This window comes from Hymenobacter metallilatus (assembly GCF_003944705.1).
GTDB classification, from domain to species: domain Bacteria; phylum Bacteroidota; class Bacteroidia; order Cytophagales; family Hymenobacteraceae; genus Hymenobacter; species Hymenobacter metallilatus.
Genome location: NZ_RWIS01000011.1, coordinates 20,775 through 34,506 on the forward strand (window position 1 = coordinate 20,775; position 13,732 = coordinate 34,506).

Genomic DNA, 13,732 nt, shown 5'->3' on the forward strand with positions numbered 1-13,732 from the left:
AGCAACCAGAAACCAGCAACTCTATAAAAACAGATATGACCGAAGAACAGCAGCGGCAGCAGGCGGCGCGGGAGGGAAAGGCCGACTGGCACCGGTTTGGACCTTACGTATCGGATAGGCAGTGGGGCACCGTCCGCGAGGACTACTCAGCCGACTCTCAGCCCTGGACCTATACCACCCACGACATGGCCCGCAGCTACGCTTACCGCTGGGGCGAGGAGGCCATTGGCGGCATCTGCGACAATCAGCAGCTGCTGTGCCTGGCCCCGGCCTTCTGGAACGGACAGGATGCTATTCTGAAAGAGCGGCTGTTTGGGCTGAGCGGCCCCGAGGGCAACCACGGCGAGGACGTGAAGGAGCTGTACTACTACCTCGACAACACGCCCACCCACAGCTACATGCGGATGCTCTACAAGTACCCGCAGCACGCTTTTCCCTACGACTGGCTGGTGCAGGAAAACGCCCGCCGGGGCCGGTACAAGCCCGAGTTTGAGCTTTCTGATACCTGCATCTTCCGGGAAGACCGGTACTTCGACATCTTTCTGGAGTACGCCAAAGCCGGCCCCGACGACTTGCTGCTCCAGATAACGGTACACAACCACGGCGCCCAGGAAGCGCCGCTGCACGTACTGTCCCAGCTGTGGTTCCGCAATACCTGGGCCTGGGGTACTGCTGCGTACCAGCCCCGGCTGAGCGCCCCCGCGAAGGGCAGCATTGTGGTGGAGCACAGCAGTTTGCCGGGTTTGCAGCTGTACTACGAGCAGCCCGAAGGGCTGGAGGCGGAGCTGCTCTTCTGCGACAACGAAACCAACGCCCGCCGCCTGTACGGGGCCACCAACTCCACCGCCTTCTGCAAGGACGGCATCAACGACTACCTGCTGCATGGGCAGGCGGCAGCCATCAACCCGGCCCGGCAGGGCACCAAAGCGGCGGTACATTACCAGCTTACGGTACCGCCCGGCGAGAGTAGAGTGGTGCGGGTACGGCTGGCCGCCGCGGGCCTTGCGGAGCCGTTTGCCGATTTTGCGGCCATTCTCAACCAACGCAAGGCCGAGGCCGACGCCTATTATCTGGCCCTGCAAACCGGTATTGATAGTCCGGATGCGCGCAACGTGCAGCGGCAGGCCCTGGCCGGGATGCTCTGGAGCAAGCAGTTTTACTACTACGATGTGGCTGAGTGGCTGCGCGGCGACCCGGCCCTGCCGCCCCCGCCCGCGAGCCGCTGGCAAAGCCGCAACCACACCTGGCCCCACCTCAACAATGCCGACATTATTTCCATGCCGGATAAGTGGGAGTACCCGTGGTACGCGGCCTGGGACCTGGCATTTCACTGCATTCCGCTGGCCCAGGTTGACGTGGACTTCGCCAAAAACCAGCTGCAGCTGCTGTGCCGCGACTGGTACATGCACCCCAACGGCCAGCTGCCGGCCTATGAGTGGAAGCTGGAGGATGTGAACCCGCCGGTACACGCCTGGGCCACCTGGCGGGTGTACAAAATGGAGAAAAAGCAGCGGGGACAGGCCGATACGGCCTTTCTGGAAGGTATTTTCCACCGGCTGCTGCTCAATTTTACCTGGTGGGTAAACCGCAAAGACCGGGACAACCGCAACGTGTTCGAAGGTGGCTTTTTGGGGCTCGATAACATAGGGGTGTTCGATAGAAGCGCCCCGCTGCCTACCGGTGGCCACATTGAGCAGGCCGATGGTACCGCCTGGGTGGCCATGTTTGCCCTCAACATGATGCGCATTGCCCTGGAACTGGCCCGCACCAACCCGGTGTACCAGGACCTGGCCAGTAAGTTTTTTGAGCACTTCCTCTACATTGCCCACGCCATGACCAACATGGCCGACCAGCGGATTGACATGTGGGATGATGAGGACGGTTTCTATTACGATGTGCTGAACGCACCCGCAACCGGCCGCTTTCCACTGCGCATCCGCTCCATGGTAGGCCTGATTCCGTTGTGCGCGGTGGAGGTGCTGGATATGGATACGCTGCAGGATGTGCCCCGCTTTGTGCACCGGCTCAACTGGTTTCTGGACCACCGGCCCGAGCTGGCGGCCCTGGTAAGCCGCTGGCAGGAGCCGGGTAAGGGGCAGAGCCACCTGCTGAGCCTGCTGCGCGGCCACCGCATGAAGCTGCTGCTGCGCCGGATGCTGGATGAGGCCGAGTTCCTGTCGGAATACGGCATCCGGGCGTTGTCGCGCTACCACCTGGAGCACCCGTTTGTATTCCAGCGGGAGGAGGGCGTAAATGCCGTGGTGGACTATGAGCCCGGGGAATCGACCACTTCCCTGTTCGGGGGCAACAGTAACTGGCGCGGCCCCATCTGGCTGCCCATGAACTTCCTGCTGATTGAGTCGCTGCAACGGTTTTACCACTATTACGGCCCCGATTTTAAGGTGGAATACCCGACCGGCTCGGGCCGCTACTGCACGCTGCTGGAAATTTCGCAGGCCCTCACGCAGCGGCTCACCAACCTGTTTCTGCGGAATGCCGATGGCCAGCGGCCCTGCTTCGGCCAGGACAGACAGCTGCAAACCGACCCGCACTTCCGCGACTACCTGCTCTTCCACGAGTACTTCCACGGCGACACCGGCTGCGGCCTCGGCGCCAGCCACCAAACCGGCTGGACCGGCCTCATTGCCAAGCTCCTTCAGCCCCGCCAGCAGGATTAGGGATGATGGATAAAGGATAAAGGATGAAGGATGAAGGATGAAGGATGAAGGATAAAGGATAAAGGATAAAGGATTAGGCAATACCAGCGTGTACTCGACTATCAACATTTGCTTCCTCCATCCTTTATCCATCATCCTTTATCCATCATCCTTTATCCATCATCCATCATCCTTTATCCATCATCCCTAATCCCCTGTCCTTCATCCCAAAAAATGATCTGGCTCGACTTCACCACCACGATATCCGACGGGATGGCCTACTGGCCCGACAATGCCCCGGTGCGCATCCGTAAAACGCTGAGTATGGCCCACGGTGCCGCTGCCAACGTCACGGAAATGAGCCTGAGTGTGCATACCGGCACCCACGTGGATGCCCCGCTGCACTTCCTTCGGGACGGCGCCGATGTTACGCGCCTCCCCCTGGAAACCCTGATGGGCCCGGCTCTGGTGGTGGATATTCAGGATGAGCACTTCATCACGAAGCCCGAAATTGAGCACCTGCCCCTGCGGCCCGGTAGCCGGGTGCTGTTCAAAACCCGCAACTCCCGGCGTGAGTGGTCCACCCGGCCCTTCGACCCCGATTTTGTGCGGGTGCGCGCTGATGCGGCCGAGTGGCTCCGCGACCAGGGCGTGGTGTGCGTAGGGGTCGATTACCTGTCGGTGGGCCCCGCCGATACCCACCACATCCTGCTCGAAGCCGGCATCAGCATCATCGAAGGCCTGGCCCTACAACACGCCGAGCCCGGCGAGTACGAGCTGCTATGCCTGCCCCTGAAAATTGCAGGCGCCGACGGAGCCCCCGCCCGCGTTATTGCCCGGTTTATTGGTGACAAGTGATGAGGTGATGAAGGAATGAGGTAGCCCGTCATGCTGAGCGCAGCCGCAGGCGAAGTCGAAGCATCTCTACCTCTAGCTAATTCTTTGGATTACCCTCAGTAGAGATGCTTCGACTACGGCTCCGCCTTCGCTCAGCATGACCGTTCTTTTTTCCCTTATCACTTATCCCTTCATCACCTCATCACCTCATTTCCTCGTCACTTCAACAACCAACCCCATGAGCAAAACCCAAATCGGCGTCATCGGCCTCGGCAAGATGGGCGCCGGCCTGGCCCGGCAGGCCGCCGAAAAAGGCTACCCCGTAGTGGGCATGGACCTGCACCCGCGCCCCGACCTGGAAACCGAAAATCTGCACGTTGTCAGCAGCATTGAGGAACTGGCGCAGCGGCTGCATCGCCCGCGCAAGGTGTTCCTCTACATTCCGGCCGGCGTGGCCGTGGATGGCCTCATCGAGCAGCTGCAGCCCCACCTGGAAGAAGGCGACATCATCGTGGATGGCGGCAACTCCTACTGGGGCGACTCCATCCGGCGGGCGGCCCGGCTCAAGGAAAACGGCCTGTATTTTATTGACTGCGGTACCAGCGGCGGCCCCGGCGGGGCCCGCACCGGGGCTTGCTACATGGTGGGCGGCGAGGAAGCGGCGGTTAGTCAGCTCAAAGACTTTTTCGTGGAAACCGCCGTACCCAACGGCTTCCTGCACACCGGCGCGGCCGGCACCGGCCACTACGTGAAGCTGGTGCACAACGGCATCGAGTTCGGGATGCTCCAGGCCATCGGCGAGGGTATGGGTATGCTCACCCACTTCCGCGAGAAGCTCGATATCAGCGCCATTCTGGGCCTCTGGAACAACGGCTCGGTGGTGCGCAGCTGGCTGGTGGAGCTGATGAAGAAAATGTACGACGAGGAAGCCGGCTTCAACGTGCCCAGCTATATTGAGGATACTGGGGAGGTAAACTGGCTGGTGGCCGACGCCCTGCACATGGAGGTGCCCATTCCGGTCATTACCCAGTCCGTCATGCAGCTCTTTACCTCCCGCGACCAGGACCCCACCTGGGCCAAGGCCATTGCCATGATGCGCCACGGCTTCGGCGGCCACCCCTACGGCGAAGACAAGGGCATTCAGCGGGAGCGGCAGTACGGCCGAGTGGGCGAGTACGAAATGCCCCCCGAAACCGGTGAGCGGGCCGAGAAAGAGTAGGAGCAGGGCACCCCGGACGCCGCCAGAACGTGTACCCCGGAGCTGGGCTCCGGCCCGCGTGAGAAGGTAATTAACCTAAGTTGCGGAGTACTGAAGGTTAGAACTAGAGAGCTAGTTCCCCTCCTTGGAAAGGAGGGGTTAGGGGTGGTGGACTGACGCTAGAACGAATTTTAGAGCCAATTTCTAACTCTCGTTCAACTACGTCAACCACCCCTAACCCCTCCTTTCCAAGGAAGGGAACTAGCTGCTAGCCCTAGTTAGAATAGGCTGCAATTTGAGTTAATTACCCCCAGGCGCGGGCCGGAGCACAGCTCCGGGGTACACGTTCTGACGGCGTCCTATCCGGCAAAAAGTCGTATACTCCGTACTCAAATGCCCAACCTGTCCTTTTTCGGAGCCTTTTGCCGGGCTTCGTTGTTCTTTTTACGTGACTGAATCAACTGCTACCCCCGCCCGTCCCGATCTGCTGCGCATCCCCTACGATGATTACCGCGCCCTGCCGGCCATTGCCAACTCCGACCTTTCCCGCCTCCGCGACGCCTTGAATGGCCGGCCTCCGCGCCCGCACACCAGCGTGGGCGGGGCCCTGGGCCTGGGTACGGCGTTTCATACGGCCCTGCTGGAGCCCGAGCTGTACCAGCCCGGTGAGCCGGGCATCAACGATACGCTGGTGTGGTGGATGGTGGAAGGCGTGAAGCTGAACCCCGAGGTGAATGCCCTGCTGGAAACCGGTACGCCCGAGCCTAGCTGCATTTTTACCGAGCCCGTCACGGATACGCTCTGTAAGCTCCGCGCCGACCTGGTGGTGGACCAGCCCGGTCAGCCTTACACCATCATCGACTTTAAAACCACCATGGCCCGCGACCATAACCACTTCGTGGAGCAATGCTCGCAGTACGACTACGACCGGCAGGCTGCTTTTTACGCCGATGCTTTACAGGCCGACCGTTTCCTGCTGGTTGGGGTGCAGAAGGTGGAGCCTTTTAAAGTGTTTGTGTATGAGGTGCCCCCGCTGCTGCGCAACGAGGGCCGGGCCAAGTACCTGCGCCTGCTGCGCCTGCTCAAGGCCGATGCTCCCGTGCCCTTATCGGTGGTACAGGCCGTGCGTGAGGTGCGCGACGCCCTGACCGGCGAAACCGAATAAATCCTGCCTGCGGTGGCGTAATGCCGGAAAATGGAATTATTGAATCAATTACAGTGAAAATAAATTGTCGTATTTCTTGTAATTGTAAATCAGGATTTCTATACTTGCATACATCTGACGAACAACTGACCTCGACCATGCGTCATTTCCGCAATAATTTCCAGAATAATAACTCGAATAATCTTATTCGGGACTGGAAGGCTATTGCTCCATTGGAGAACTGAAAAATCAAGCATTGATTTTCTTGTAAAGCCTTCCGCAACCCGGAAGGCTTTTTTTGTGCCCACGGGCCGGGTAAGCCCATAACGAAACCGGCAGCCACCCGTTTTTAGCGCACAAATAATTTATGAATTTCCTGAAAAAACTCCCGCGGGGGAGAGGGGAATTCGTGTGCCTTTTTTGAAATACATTTTTTCATAAACACGTAAAATAAACACTCATCATGACTGCGCAGGAATTATTAAAAACCGAAGAGGCCATTGGTTTTGTAAAAGAAATTTTCGCAAAAGAACTCAGCTCACGGCTGCAACTAAGTAAAGTGTCGTCGCCTATTGCGGTGCTGGATGGTACCGGCATCAACGACGACCTGAACGGTATCGAGCGGCCGGTTGGCTTTCCGGTAAAGGCGCTGGCTGAGCGCCGGGCCGTGGTGGTGCACTCCCTGGCCAAGTGGAAGCGGGTGCGCCTGCAGGAGCTGGGCATTGCGGCGGGCCGGGGCCTGCTGACGGATATGCGCGCCCTGCGCCCTGATGAGGACTACTCGCCCATCCACTCTATTTACGTGGACCAGTGGGATTGGGAAAAGCATATCGGCCCGGAGCAGCGCACCCCCGAATTTCTGCGGGCTACCGTGGAGCAGATTTACGCGGCCCTGCTCGCCACTGAGGCCCAAGTATCGGCCGAGTACCCCGACGTTACGCCGGTGCTGCCGAAGCACATTACCTTCCTGCACGCCGAAGACCTGTTGCAGCGGTACCCCACCCTCACGCCCAAGGAGCGGGAGCACGAGGCCGTGAAGCAGTACGGGGCGGTGTTTCTGATGGGCATTGGCGGGGAGCTAAGCCACGGGGAGCCCCACGATGGTCGCGCCCCCGATTACGACGACTGGAGCACGGAAACCGAAAGCGGCTACCGCGGCCTCAACGGCGACATTCTGCTGTGGCATCCGGTGCTGCAAACTGCCTTCGAGGTATCGTCGATGGGCATCCGGGTGGATAAGCATGCCCTGGTGCGGCAGCTGGCCCTGCGAGGCTGCCAGGACCGGCAGGAACTGTCGTTTCACTCCCGCCTGCTACAGGATGAGCTGCCCCAGAGCATCGGGGGGGGCATTGGGCAGAGCCGGGTGTGCATGTTCATGCTGCGCAAAGGCCACATTGGGGAAGTGCAGGTAAGCATCTGGCCGGAAACGGTGCGGAAGGAGCTGGCGGAGGCCGGAGTAGGGCTGCTGTAAGGCCGGCCGGAAATGCTGCGTAGTGCGGCAGGGCGGGGAAGCAGGTTTGGCGGCCGTAGCTTCCCCGCCTTTTTCGGGTTGCGCGGGTACGGCATCGGGCCGCAGCTGCCACCCGGCGGGTTGCTCACGTGGCCCGGGCGCGCACCGCATACTGGCTCCCGGCCGAAACGCCCGACCAAATAACCCAACCGAAAACACCGCCCCTTACCCAGCCACCGCGCTGAGGCTGCCCGGCATCCAAAGAGAATAGACTCGTCCTTATTTGCCGGGGATGGGGCTGTTGATGCGTTGTTTACCCCGCTGGCAGAGGAGCGTGCAGCATACGCCGGGCCGCGGCGGCACCCGTCACCAAAGCCGCCTCTACCGTGCCCGTGTACGGACCGGTGTACACTCCCTCGCCGGCCACAAACAGCGTATGCTGCACCGGCGCGGAAAGCGTGGCGCGGTGGGCGGCGGCATCCACTACGGCATAGGAGTAGGCTCCCAGCGCCAGCGGGTCGGTACCCCAGTTGACTACCTGGTGCGCCCGTAGCTGCTGCCGCACGTACTCCGGGCTGGCGTGCAGCAGGTAGGCCACCGAGTTCAGCGCCTCGGTCAGCAGCTCGGCGGGGGAGAGGTGCTGGCGTTGGGCAGCGGCCGGACCAGCAACCCAACCCGTCAGCAGGGTCCGGGGGCTGGGTTGCTGGCTCCACCAGGTAGGCACGGGGGCATCCGAGAACAGAAAGCCTACCTCGGGCAGGGCTTGGCCTATCTCAGCAGAAAGCTGCTCCCAGATGGGCGCATGGAACTCCAGCAGGTACTTGATAACCGGGCCGAATCCCAGCTGTTGGGCGGCGGCGCGGTGCCCGGGCAGCTCGGGTTCCAGGGAGAAGTGGCCGGGCTGGCCTTCGGCGGCCTGCCACACGCCCAGCGGTACCGTCAGGAGTACCTGAGGGGCCTCGAATACCCGCCCATCCTGGCACCACACCTGCGCCTGGCCGGGTTGCCAGACCAGGCGCGCCGCCACCGCATCCAGTACCAGCTCACCCCCCGCCGCCCGCAGCTCGCCTACCAAACCGGCTACCAGGCCCGCGTAGCCGCCCTCGGGCCGGGGCGAGTCCTGGGCCCCGTTGCCGCTCCATTCCTCGCGCAGGGCGAAGGAGCTGACCCGGCGGGCATCGGCCGCATCGTAGCCCTCCGCGAAGCTGGTGGCTTGCCGGCGCAGGTCCGCATATTCCGGACCCGGAAAATACTGCTCCAGAAAGTCGGCCAGCGGTATATCCTGGGGCAATTGCCCGAGCTTTTCCAGCAGCAGAGGCAGGTCCTCCAGAAACATTTCGGCGGGGCGGGCCTGGCCGTTGGCTACCTCGTAGGTGGTGCCGGCCGTATCGTGCCAGCCGATGCCGTAGGCTTGCAGCAGCTGGCGCGTGAGCGGCACGTCGCCGTGCAGAAACTCGGCCCCGGCTTCGGTGGGGGCGCTAAAACCAGCCTCGGTGCCCAAGGTGAGGATGCGGCCGCCCGGGCGGGAGCGAGCTTCCAGCACCGTAACGCGCCGGCCGGCCTGGGCCAGCGTGCGGGCCGCCAGCAAACCGGCCGCGCCGGCTCCCAGAATCAGAATATCAGAAGTAAACACAAGAGAGGAATAGGGGGAAAAACAGGCCGGCAACACGGCGGGGCGGAGAGTGGGCCTCATCCACCCCGAATGCAAAGTACGCCGCCACCCGATAACCCATCGGGCCGGGCATACGTTTGCCGGTAGCATCCACCTACTACCTAACCACCTCTACCAATGGCTACTTCCAAATCAACCCCCGATGATATTTATACCTCTTTCAAGCAGGAGGTGAACATGACGGCCACCGAGCTGGAGAAATGGCTGAAAACCGAGGAGTCGAAGTCGGTGGGCCAGGACAGCGGCGACGGAAGCAGCATCGGCCACCATTCGGGCGAGAAAATCATCCGGATTCTGCACAAGAAAAAAGCCGACCTCACTGCCGCCGACGAGGAGCACATGCACAAGGTGCACAGCTACATCAGCCGCCACCTGGCCCAGGGCCCCCACGATAAAAAAGACGTAGAAACCTCCCGCTGGCGCTATTCCCTCATGAACTGGGGCCACGACCCGCTGAAAAAGTAGCCGTTGGCAGCGCTGGCGCACCCCGCCGGCGCTGCCGGTTACGCCGCCGGCCGGCCCAGCTTGTGCAGAATACGGTAGTGGGAGCGAAGGGCCGCGGCAAATGAAGGATTTTCCAGGTAGGGCAATCCAAACTCCCGGGCCGTTTCCCGCACAATGTGGGAAAGCGCCGGGTAGTGCACGTGGCAGACGTTGGGAAACAGGTGGTGCTCAATCTGCCGGTTCAGGCCCCCGCACAGAAAGCTGGCCAGGGCGCTACGCGGGGCAAAGTTGGCTGTGGTACGCAGCTGGTGCACGGCCCAGGCCTCCTGCATGTCGCCACTGGCATCGGGCTGGGGAAAGGCCGTGCCTTCCACCACGTGCGCCAGCTGGAACACCAGCCCCAGCACCAGCCCCTCCACGAAGTGCAGGACCAGAAACCCCACTACAAACTGCCACCAGGTAATATCCAGCACCAGCAAAGGCACCACAATAAAGAGCAGGTAGTACAGGGCCTTGTAAGCAAACAGATTGATGTACTCGCGGCGCGGGTGGGAGGGCGTGGGATGCTCGCCGATTTTGCGGCGGAAGAACTTCACGTAGTCTTTCCGCAGCACCCAGGAGAGGGAGGCCAGCCCGTACAGCGGAAAAGCGTACAGCTGCTGGTAGCGCTGCCACGGCCGGAGCGGCTCTTCGGCTGACAGCCGCACCAACCCCGGCGCTACCTCAATGTCTTCGTCGTGGCCGGGAATGTTAGTGTAGGTGTGGTGCACCACGTTGTGCGTGATGGTCCACACGTAGGGGTTGGCCCCAATCAGGTTGAAGAGCAGGCTAAAAAAACGGTTCACCCGCTTGTTGGCCGAAAAGGCGTGGTGCAAGGCGTCGTGGCAGATGTTGAAGCCGATGAACGCGCAGCAGGCACCCAGCAGCCCGGCCAACCCCAGCAGGGCCAGGGGGCCAAACGAGCCAAACAGTATCAGGCAGTACAGCAGCCCGAAGCTGCCCAGGAAAAACAGCGCCTTGGCCCACATGGTCGCGTTGGCGTGGCGGGAGAGCTGCCGGCTGGCGAAGTAGGCATCGGCCCGCTGCCGCACGGTGGCGAAGAACGTCGAACGGGCGACGTTGGTAAACTTGAGGGTGGCACGCATAAGGAAGTGGTTGGCTGCGCTAGAGCAGTCCGGACCGCTTCGGCTATGAATGTATGAAAACGTAAACCTACGGCTTTTTGCCAGGGAGCGGCAGTAAGGGGCGGCAGCCCGCAGGCGCACGAGCCACGTTTCTCTCTTCAACCAGGTTAATTGCCTATGCGTTCCGTTTGCGGGGCAACTGGCAAACCCAGGGCCTGCTGGCGGGTCGGCTCAGATACCGGTAGGCTTGCCGTCGAGGCTACGGGTGTTCCGGTCGTGCCAATACTGCTCTACCTGCTCGGGGCCGCGCTTTTCCATGGAACGGTTTAGCTCGTTGCGCTCCGCCTGGTACTCGAAGAAGGGCACCGCCATGCCGCAGGACGTTTGCACCAGGTCCACCTCAACCACCACTACCTGCCGGGCCCCGGGCAACGGCGGAAACAGCGGCAGCAGCTCGGCCCACTCCGCATCACGCGGGTGGTACACGGTGGCGGTGCCGTAGAGGCGCAGAATGTTCGGCCGGCCCTCGAAGGCGCACCACATCAGCGTGATGCGGTTTACCTCCCGCAAATGGGCGGCGGTTTCGTTGCCGCTGCCGGTTAGGTTCAGCCAGGCCACGCGGTTGGCACCAAGCACGCGCAGGGTATCCTGGCCCTTGGGCGAAATATTGACGCGCCCATCCGCAGCAGCCGTGCCCACGAAGAACACGTGTTGCTGCTCAATAAAGGCCTGAGTGTCGGCGCTGATAGCGGGGTAGTGCTTACCCATGAGGAAGTGGGGGTTAGCGGGCAAGCAAGGTAGGAGTGTTGTGCTTCAGTTAGGTGTTTTCGTTACTTTTGACGTATACCTTTTTTCTCCGTTCCGTTGCCATGGATACCGCCGCTATTACAGCCTATATCGAGCTGAACCCGCAGGTACGCTTCGGGAAGCCCATTGTGAAAGGAACCCGCACGACGGTGGCAGAGGTGCTGGAAATGCTGGCTAACGGCATGAACACGGCCGATATAGCAGAAGATTTTCCGGCTATTGGGCCGGAGCAGGTGCGGGCCTGTCTGCTGTATGCGGCCTATAAGGAAAGTGTAGTGCTGCTGTCGGTAGCCTAAGTTGACATGCGCCTACTGCTCGACGAGAATATATCGTGGCGGCTTGTAGCCTACTTGCGCCCCTATTGCGCGGAGGTAATACACGTCCGGGATATTGGCCTGGACAACAGTTCGGATACGACCATCTGGCGCTATGCCCGGCAGCAGGGCTACGATGTGCTAACTAAGGATGAAGATTTTCTGCGGCTGGTACTGGCCGAAGGATTTCCGCCCCGCGTCGTGGCCGTGCAGAACGCGCAGGTGCCGGTAGCAAAACTAGCTGAGTTTCTGCTGGCGCGGCTTCCTCAGCTGCGCGAGTTTCTGGGGGCGCAGATGGAGTTCGGAATGTTGTTGCTGCGGCTGGGGTGAGGCAATTATAATGGGCTACGCGGTTGGCACCAAGCACGCGCAGAGTATCCTGGCCCTTGGGCGAGATGTTGACGCACCCATCCGCAGCAGCCGTGCCTACGAAAAACACGTGCTGCCGCTCGATAAAGGCCTGAGTGTCGGCGCTGATAGCAGGGTAGTGCTTGCCCATGCGGTAGAAGGGTTTAGCGAGTGAGCAAGACTATAATGCTATGGGTTTGCACGAATTATGGCCTGTTAGATACAAGGAAGAGCTTTTAGTAGGAAATATGAACCAGTGGCACCTAGAAAAATGGCTGGTACTAATGGCCCGCTCCACCAGGGTATATCCAATACTTCTGCTAGCTCACATTGGTCTGGATGCTGTGGATGATAGCAAACTAATACTTCGTCGCCCGTTTTATAATCATAAAAACGGTCCTCTGAATTCGGTGCAGTAAGTCGGATTTGGTGCCGGTTCTTTTCAGCATCGAGGTAAGTAACTGTTAGATGAAACATAGGCGAATTCTTCTGTTCAACCCGCTGAACTGTAAGCACAACAGCAATAGTTGTAACTCCATGCCGCCGGAGGATTAGTTGCTGCAAAGCTTCACGTACCTTGTAAACGCTGATACCTAGAAGGACCACTGATACACCGGCCACTGCTAAATAATTGGTAGGCATTTATGTCAATATTTAGATTACGCTTACTCTAGTTCTAACGCCTTATGTATGATGCTAGGCGGTCAGGAATGAGTAGCTGGTACAAGTAAGTTCGAATCGGCGCTACAACAATTACCACTCAACATATTTGCTGTTATCAAGCTACTACCCATGTCTTCTTGAACTGGGTTCTTCCCCTTTGGTAAGTCGATAGGGTCTTTTGGTCGCTTGAGTCTTTGGTCTAATTAAGACATCCAGTCCCGAAACAATTACAAACTGCTCTGGTGCTATCGGAAGATAACATACTTCCACTTTCTGGCCTTTTCTGAGTTCATTCACAGGGTTTTTGCGGACGAGGTAAAGGTTACAACTTGCCCGTTCTGAATTTTAAAGCGCACAGTAGGTAAGCGGTAGAGTAGGTCTAATCCATAGAAGTCCAGATCTATCACCTCTCCCTGCGTGCGTACGCCTCGCCTCAGAATCTCTATTCTGCTGTATTGCCCCCTATTCAAGAAAATAAGTACTACAATGATGCTGACTACTATAGTAGAGAATAAGATGAATACTGTGTCGAACATACCTGAAAGAGGTGGGCGTATTCCTATTGTAACTCTATACTACTAAGACCCTGTCCAGCATCTATAGTAGATAGTATGCGCTAAGCGCGAGCGAATAAATAATCATATCCTTTATATATAGCCACTCAAAAGTATCCATATAGAGTACATGATAAGTCCCAAGCCAATAAGCATGAATACTATAGGTCCTAAACTATTGGGTGATGAGCCGACGATAAACTCCTCCGGATCAGCAGGATTATAAATTACGTCAATTGACTCTCCTTCAGAATAACGTTTCTCTAGATCATCAAGTAAGCTGATGTAGCTTTTCGAAATCCAGCGTTTGTCAGCGGTAATAAATCGAATAGAGTGATGATAGATGCCATTATCACCAAAAATCTTTAGCCAAGAATCGTCGATAACACCGTTAACAATGCCTGTAGCTAGTTTGCCGTTTCGAGTTAGACGCTGATATTTATTGCGCAACGTGTTACCGGACAGTAAGCATGCGGCTCCTAGAGCAAACCACATGAATACTTGAAGTTCAAGGCTCATA

General features: G+C 59.0%; 13 protein-coding genes. 8 read left to right on the top strand and 5 right to left on the bottom strand.

Annotation, left to right across the window (positions count from 1 at the left end):
- The first annotated feature begins 35 nt into the window (after window positions 1–35).
- From EI290_RS15675 to asnA, 5 genes are all read left to right on the top strand, one after another.
- Window positions 36–2,678: an MGH1-like glycoside hydrolase domain-containing protein gene (locus EI290_RS15675; RefSeq protein WP_125432316.1), complete on the top strand. Its 2,643-nt coding sequence runs from the start codon at window positions 36–38 to the stop codon at window positions 2,676–2,678.
- A 213-nt stretch (window positions 2,679–2,891) separates the two neighbouring features.
- Entirely contained in the window at window positions 2,892–3,515 is a 624-nt protein-coding gene (locus EI290_RS15680) for a cyclase family protein (RefSeq protein WP_125432318.1), read from the top strand.
- 217 nt (window positions 3,516–3,732) lie between these two features.
- Complete coding sequence (locus EI290_RS15685) at window positions 3,733–4,713, top strand: NADP(+)-dependent, decarboxylating phosphogluconate dehydrogenase (RefSeq protein WP_125432320.1); 981 nt, start codon at window positions 3,733–3,735, stop codon at window positions 4,711–4,713.
- Between the two features lie 427 nt (window positions 4,714–5,140).
- Window positions 5,141–5,857 carry a PD-(D/E)XK nuclease-like domain-containing protein gene (locus EI290_RS15690; RefSeq protein WP_125432322.1) on the top strand — a complete coding sequence of 239 codons (717 nt, stop codon included), beginning with the start codon at window positions 5,141–5,143 and terminating at the stop codon, window positions 5,855–5,857.
- A gap of 442 nt (window positions 5,858–6,299) precedes the next feature.
- The gene (gene asnA / locus EI290_RS15695) at window positions 6,300–7,307 is read left to right on the top strand and encodes an aspartate--ammonia ligase (RefSeq protein ID WP_125432324.1); all 1,008 of its coding nucleotides are present in this window, start codon (window positions 6,300–6,302) and stop codon (window positions 7,305–7,307) included.
- Window positions 7,308–7,599: 292 nt separating this feature from the next.
- Here the strand turns inward: asnA and EI290_RS15700 are convergent, their stop codons facing one another.
- Entirely contained in the window at window positions 7,600–8,919 is a 1,320-nt protein-coding gene (locus EI290_RS15700; RefSeq protein ID WP_185817026.1) for a flavin monoamine oxidase family protein, read from the bottom strand.
- 156 nt (window positions 8,920–9,075) lie between these two features.
- Between EI290_RS15700 and EI290_RS15705 the strand changes: the two genes are divergently transcribed.
- Window positions 9,076–9,423 (top strand): DUF3140 domain-containing protein, encoded by a 348-nt coding sequence (locus EI290_RS15705; RefSeq protein WP_125432328.1) that lies wholly within the window; start codon window positions 9,076–9,078, stop codon window positions 9,421–9,423.
- 38 nt (window positions 9,424–9,461) lie between these two features.
- On the opposite strand, the gene EI290_RS15710 is transcribed toward EI290_RS15705, so the two are convergent.
- Window positions 9,462–10,547 carry a fatty acid desaturase family protein gene (locus tag EI290_RS15710; RefSeq protein ID WP_125432330.1) on the bottom strand — a complete coding sequence of 362 codons (1,086 nt, stop codon included), beginning with the start codon at window positions 10,545–10,547 and terminating at the stop codon, window positions 9,462–9,464.
- Window positions 10,548–10,757: 210 nt separating this feature from the next.
- The gene (locus EI290_RS15715) at window positions 10,758–11,294 is read right to left on the bottom strand and encodes a pyridoxamine 5'-phosphate oxidase family protein (protein WP_125432332.1); all 537 of its coding nucleotides are present in this window, start codon (window positions 11,292–11,294) and stop codon (window positions 10,758–10,760) included.
- Window positions 11,295–11,395: 101 nt separating this feature from the next.
- On the opposite strand from EI290_RS15715, the gene EI290_RS15720 reads away from it, so the two are divergent.
- Together EI290_RS15720 and EI290_RS15725 are read left to right on the top strand one after the other, a co-directional pair.
- Window positions 11,396–11,629 (top strand): DUF433 domain-containing protein, encoded by a 234-nt coding sequence (locus tag EI290_RS15720; RefSeq protein ID WP_125432334.1) that lies wholly within the window; start codon window positions 11,396–11,398, stop codon window positions 11,627–11,629.
- 6 nt (window positions 11,630–11,635) lie between these two features.
- The gene (locus EI290_RS15725) at window positions 11,636–11,977 is read left to right on the top strand and encodes a DUF5615 family PIN-like protein (RefSeq protein WP_125432336.1); all 342 of its coding nucleotides are present in this window, start codon (window positions 11,636–11,638) and stop codon (window positions 11,975–11,977) included.
- Between the two features lie 234 nt (window positions 11,978–12,211).
- Here EI290_RS15725 and EI290_RS15730 read toward each other — a convergent pair whose 3' ends face one another.
- The gene (locus EI290_RS15730) at window positions 12,212–12,637 is read right to left on the bottom strand and encodes a DUF3592 domain-containing protein (RefSeq protein WP_125432338.1); all 426 of its coding nucleotides are present in this window, start codon (window positions 12,635–12,637) and stop codon (window positions 12,212–12,214) included.
- 668 nt (window positions 12,638–13,305) lie between these two features.
- On the bottom strand, window positions 13,306–13,731 hold the full coding sequence (locus tag EI290_RS15735) for a DUF3592 domain-containing protein (protein WP_185817027.1): 426 nt from the start codon (window positions 13,729–13,731) through the stop codon (window positions 13,306–13,308).
- Window position 13,732: the final 1 nt, after the last annotated feature.

What these genes read in the sequence shown, in the direction of transcription:
- EI290_RS15685 (WP_125432320.1), top strand. Translation starts at nt 3,733, where the DNA reads ATGAGCAAAACCCAAATCGGCGTCATCGGCCTCGGCAAGATGGGCGCC.
- EI290_RS15680 (WP_125432318.1), top strand. Translation starts at nt 2,892, where the DNA reads ATGATCTGGCTCGACTTCACCACCACGATATCCGACGGGATGGCCTAC.
- EI290_RS15675 (WP_125432316.1), top strand. Translation starts at nt 36, where the DNA reads ATGACCGAAGAACAGCAGCGGCAGCAGGCGGCGCGGGAGGGAAAGGCC.
- EI290_RS15730 (WP_125432338.1), bottom strand. Translation starts at nt 12,637, where the DNA reads ATGCCTACCAATTATTTAGCAGTGGCCGGTGTATCAGTGGTCCTTCTA.
- EI290_RS15710 (WP_125432330.1), bottom strand. Translation starts at nt 10,547, where the DNA reads ATGCGTGCCACCCTCAAGTTTACCAACGTCGCCCGTTCGACGTTCTTC.
- EI290_RS15735 (WP_185817027.1), bottom strand. Translation starts at nt 13,731, where the DNA reads ATGAGCCTTGAACTTCAAGTATTCATGTGGTTTGCTCTAGGAGCCGCA.
- asnA (WP_125432324.1), top strand. Translation starts at nt 6,300, where the DNA reads ATGACTGCGCAGGAATTATTAAAAACCGAAGAGGCCATTGGTTTTGTA.
- EI290_RS15720 (WP_125432334.1), top strand. Translation starts at nt 11,396, where the DNA reads ATGGATACCGCCGCTATTACAGCCTATATCGAGCTGAACCCGCAGGTA.
- EI290_RS15705 (WP_125432328.1), top strand. Translation starts at nt 9,076, where the DNA reads ATGGCTACTTCCAAATCAACCCCCGATGATATTTATACCTCTTTCAAG.
- EI290_RS15725 (WP_125432336.1), top strand. Translation starts at nt 11,636, where the DNA reads ATGCGCCTACTGCTCGACGAGAATATATCGTGGCGGCTTGTAGCCTAC.
- EI290_RS15715 (WP_125432332.1), bottom strand. Translation starts at nt 11,294, where the DNA reads ATGGGTAAGCACTACCCCGCTATCAGCGCCGACACTCAGGCCTTTATT.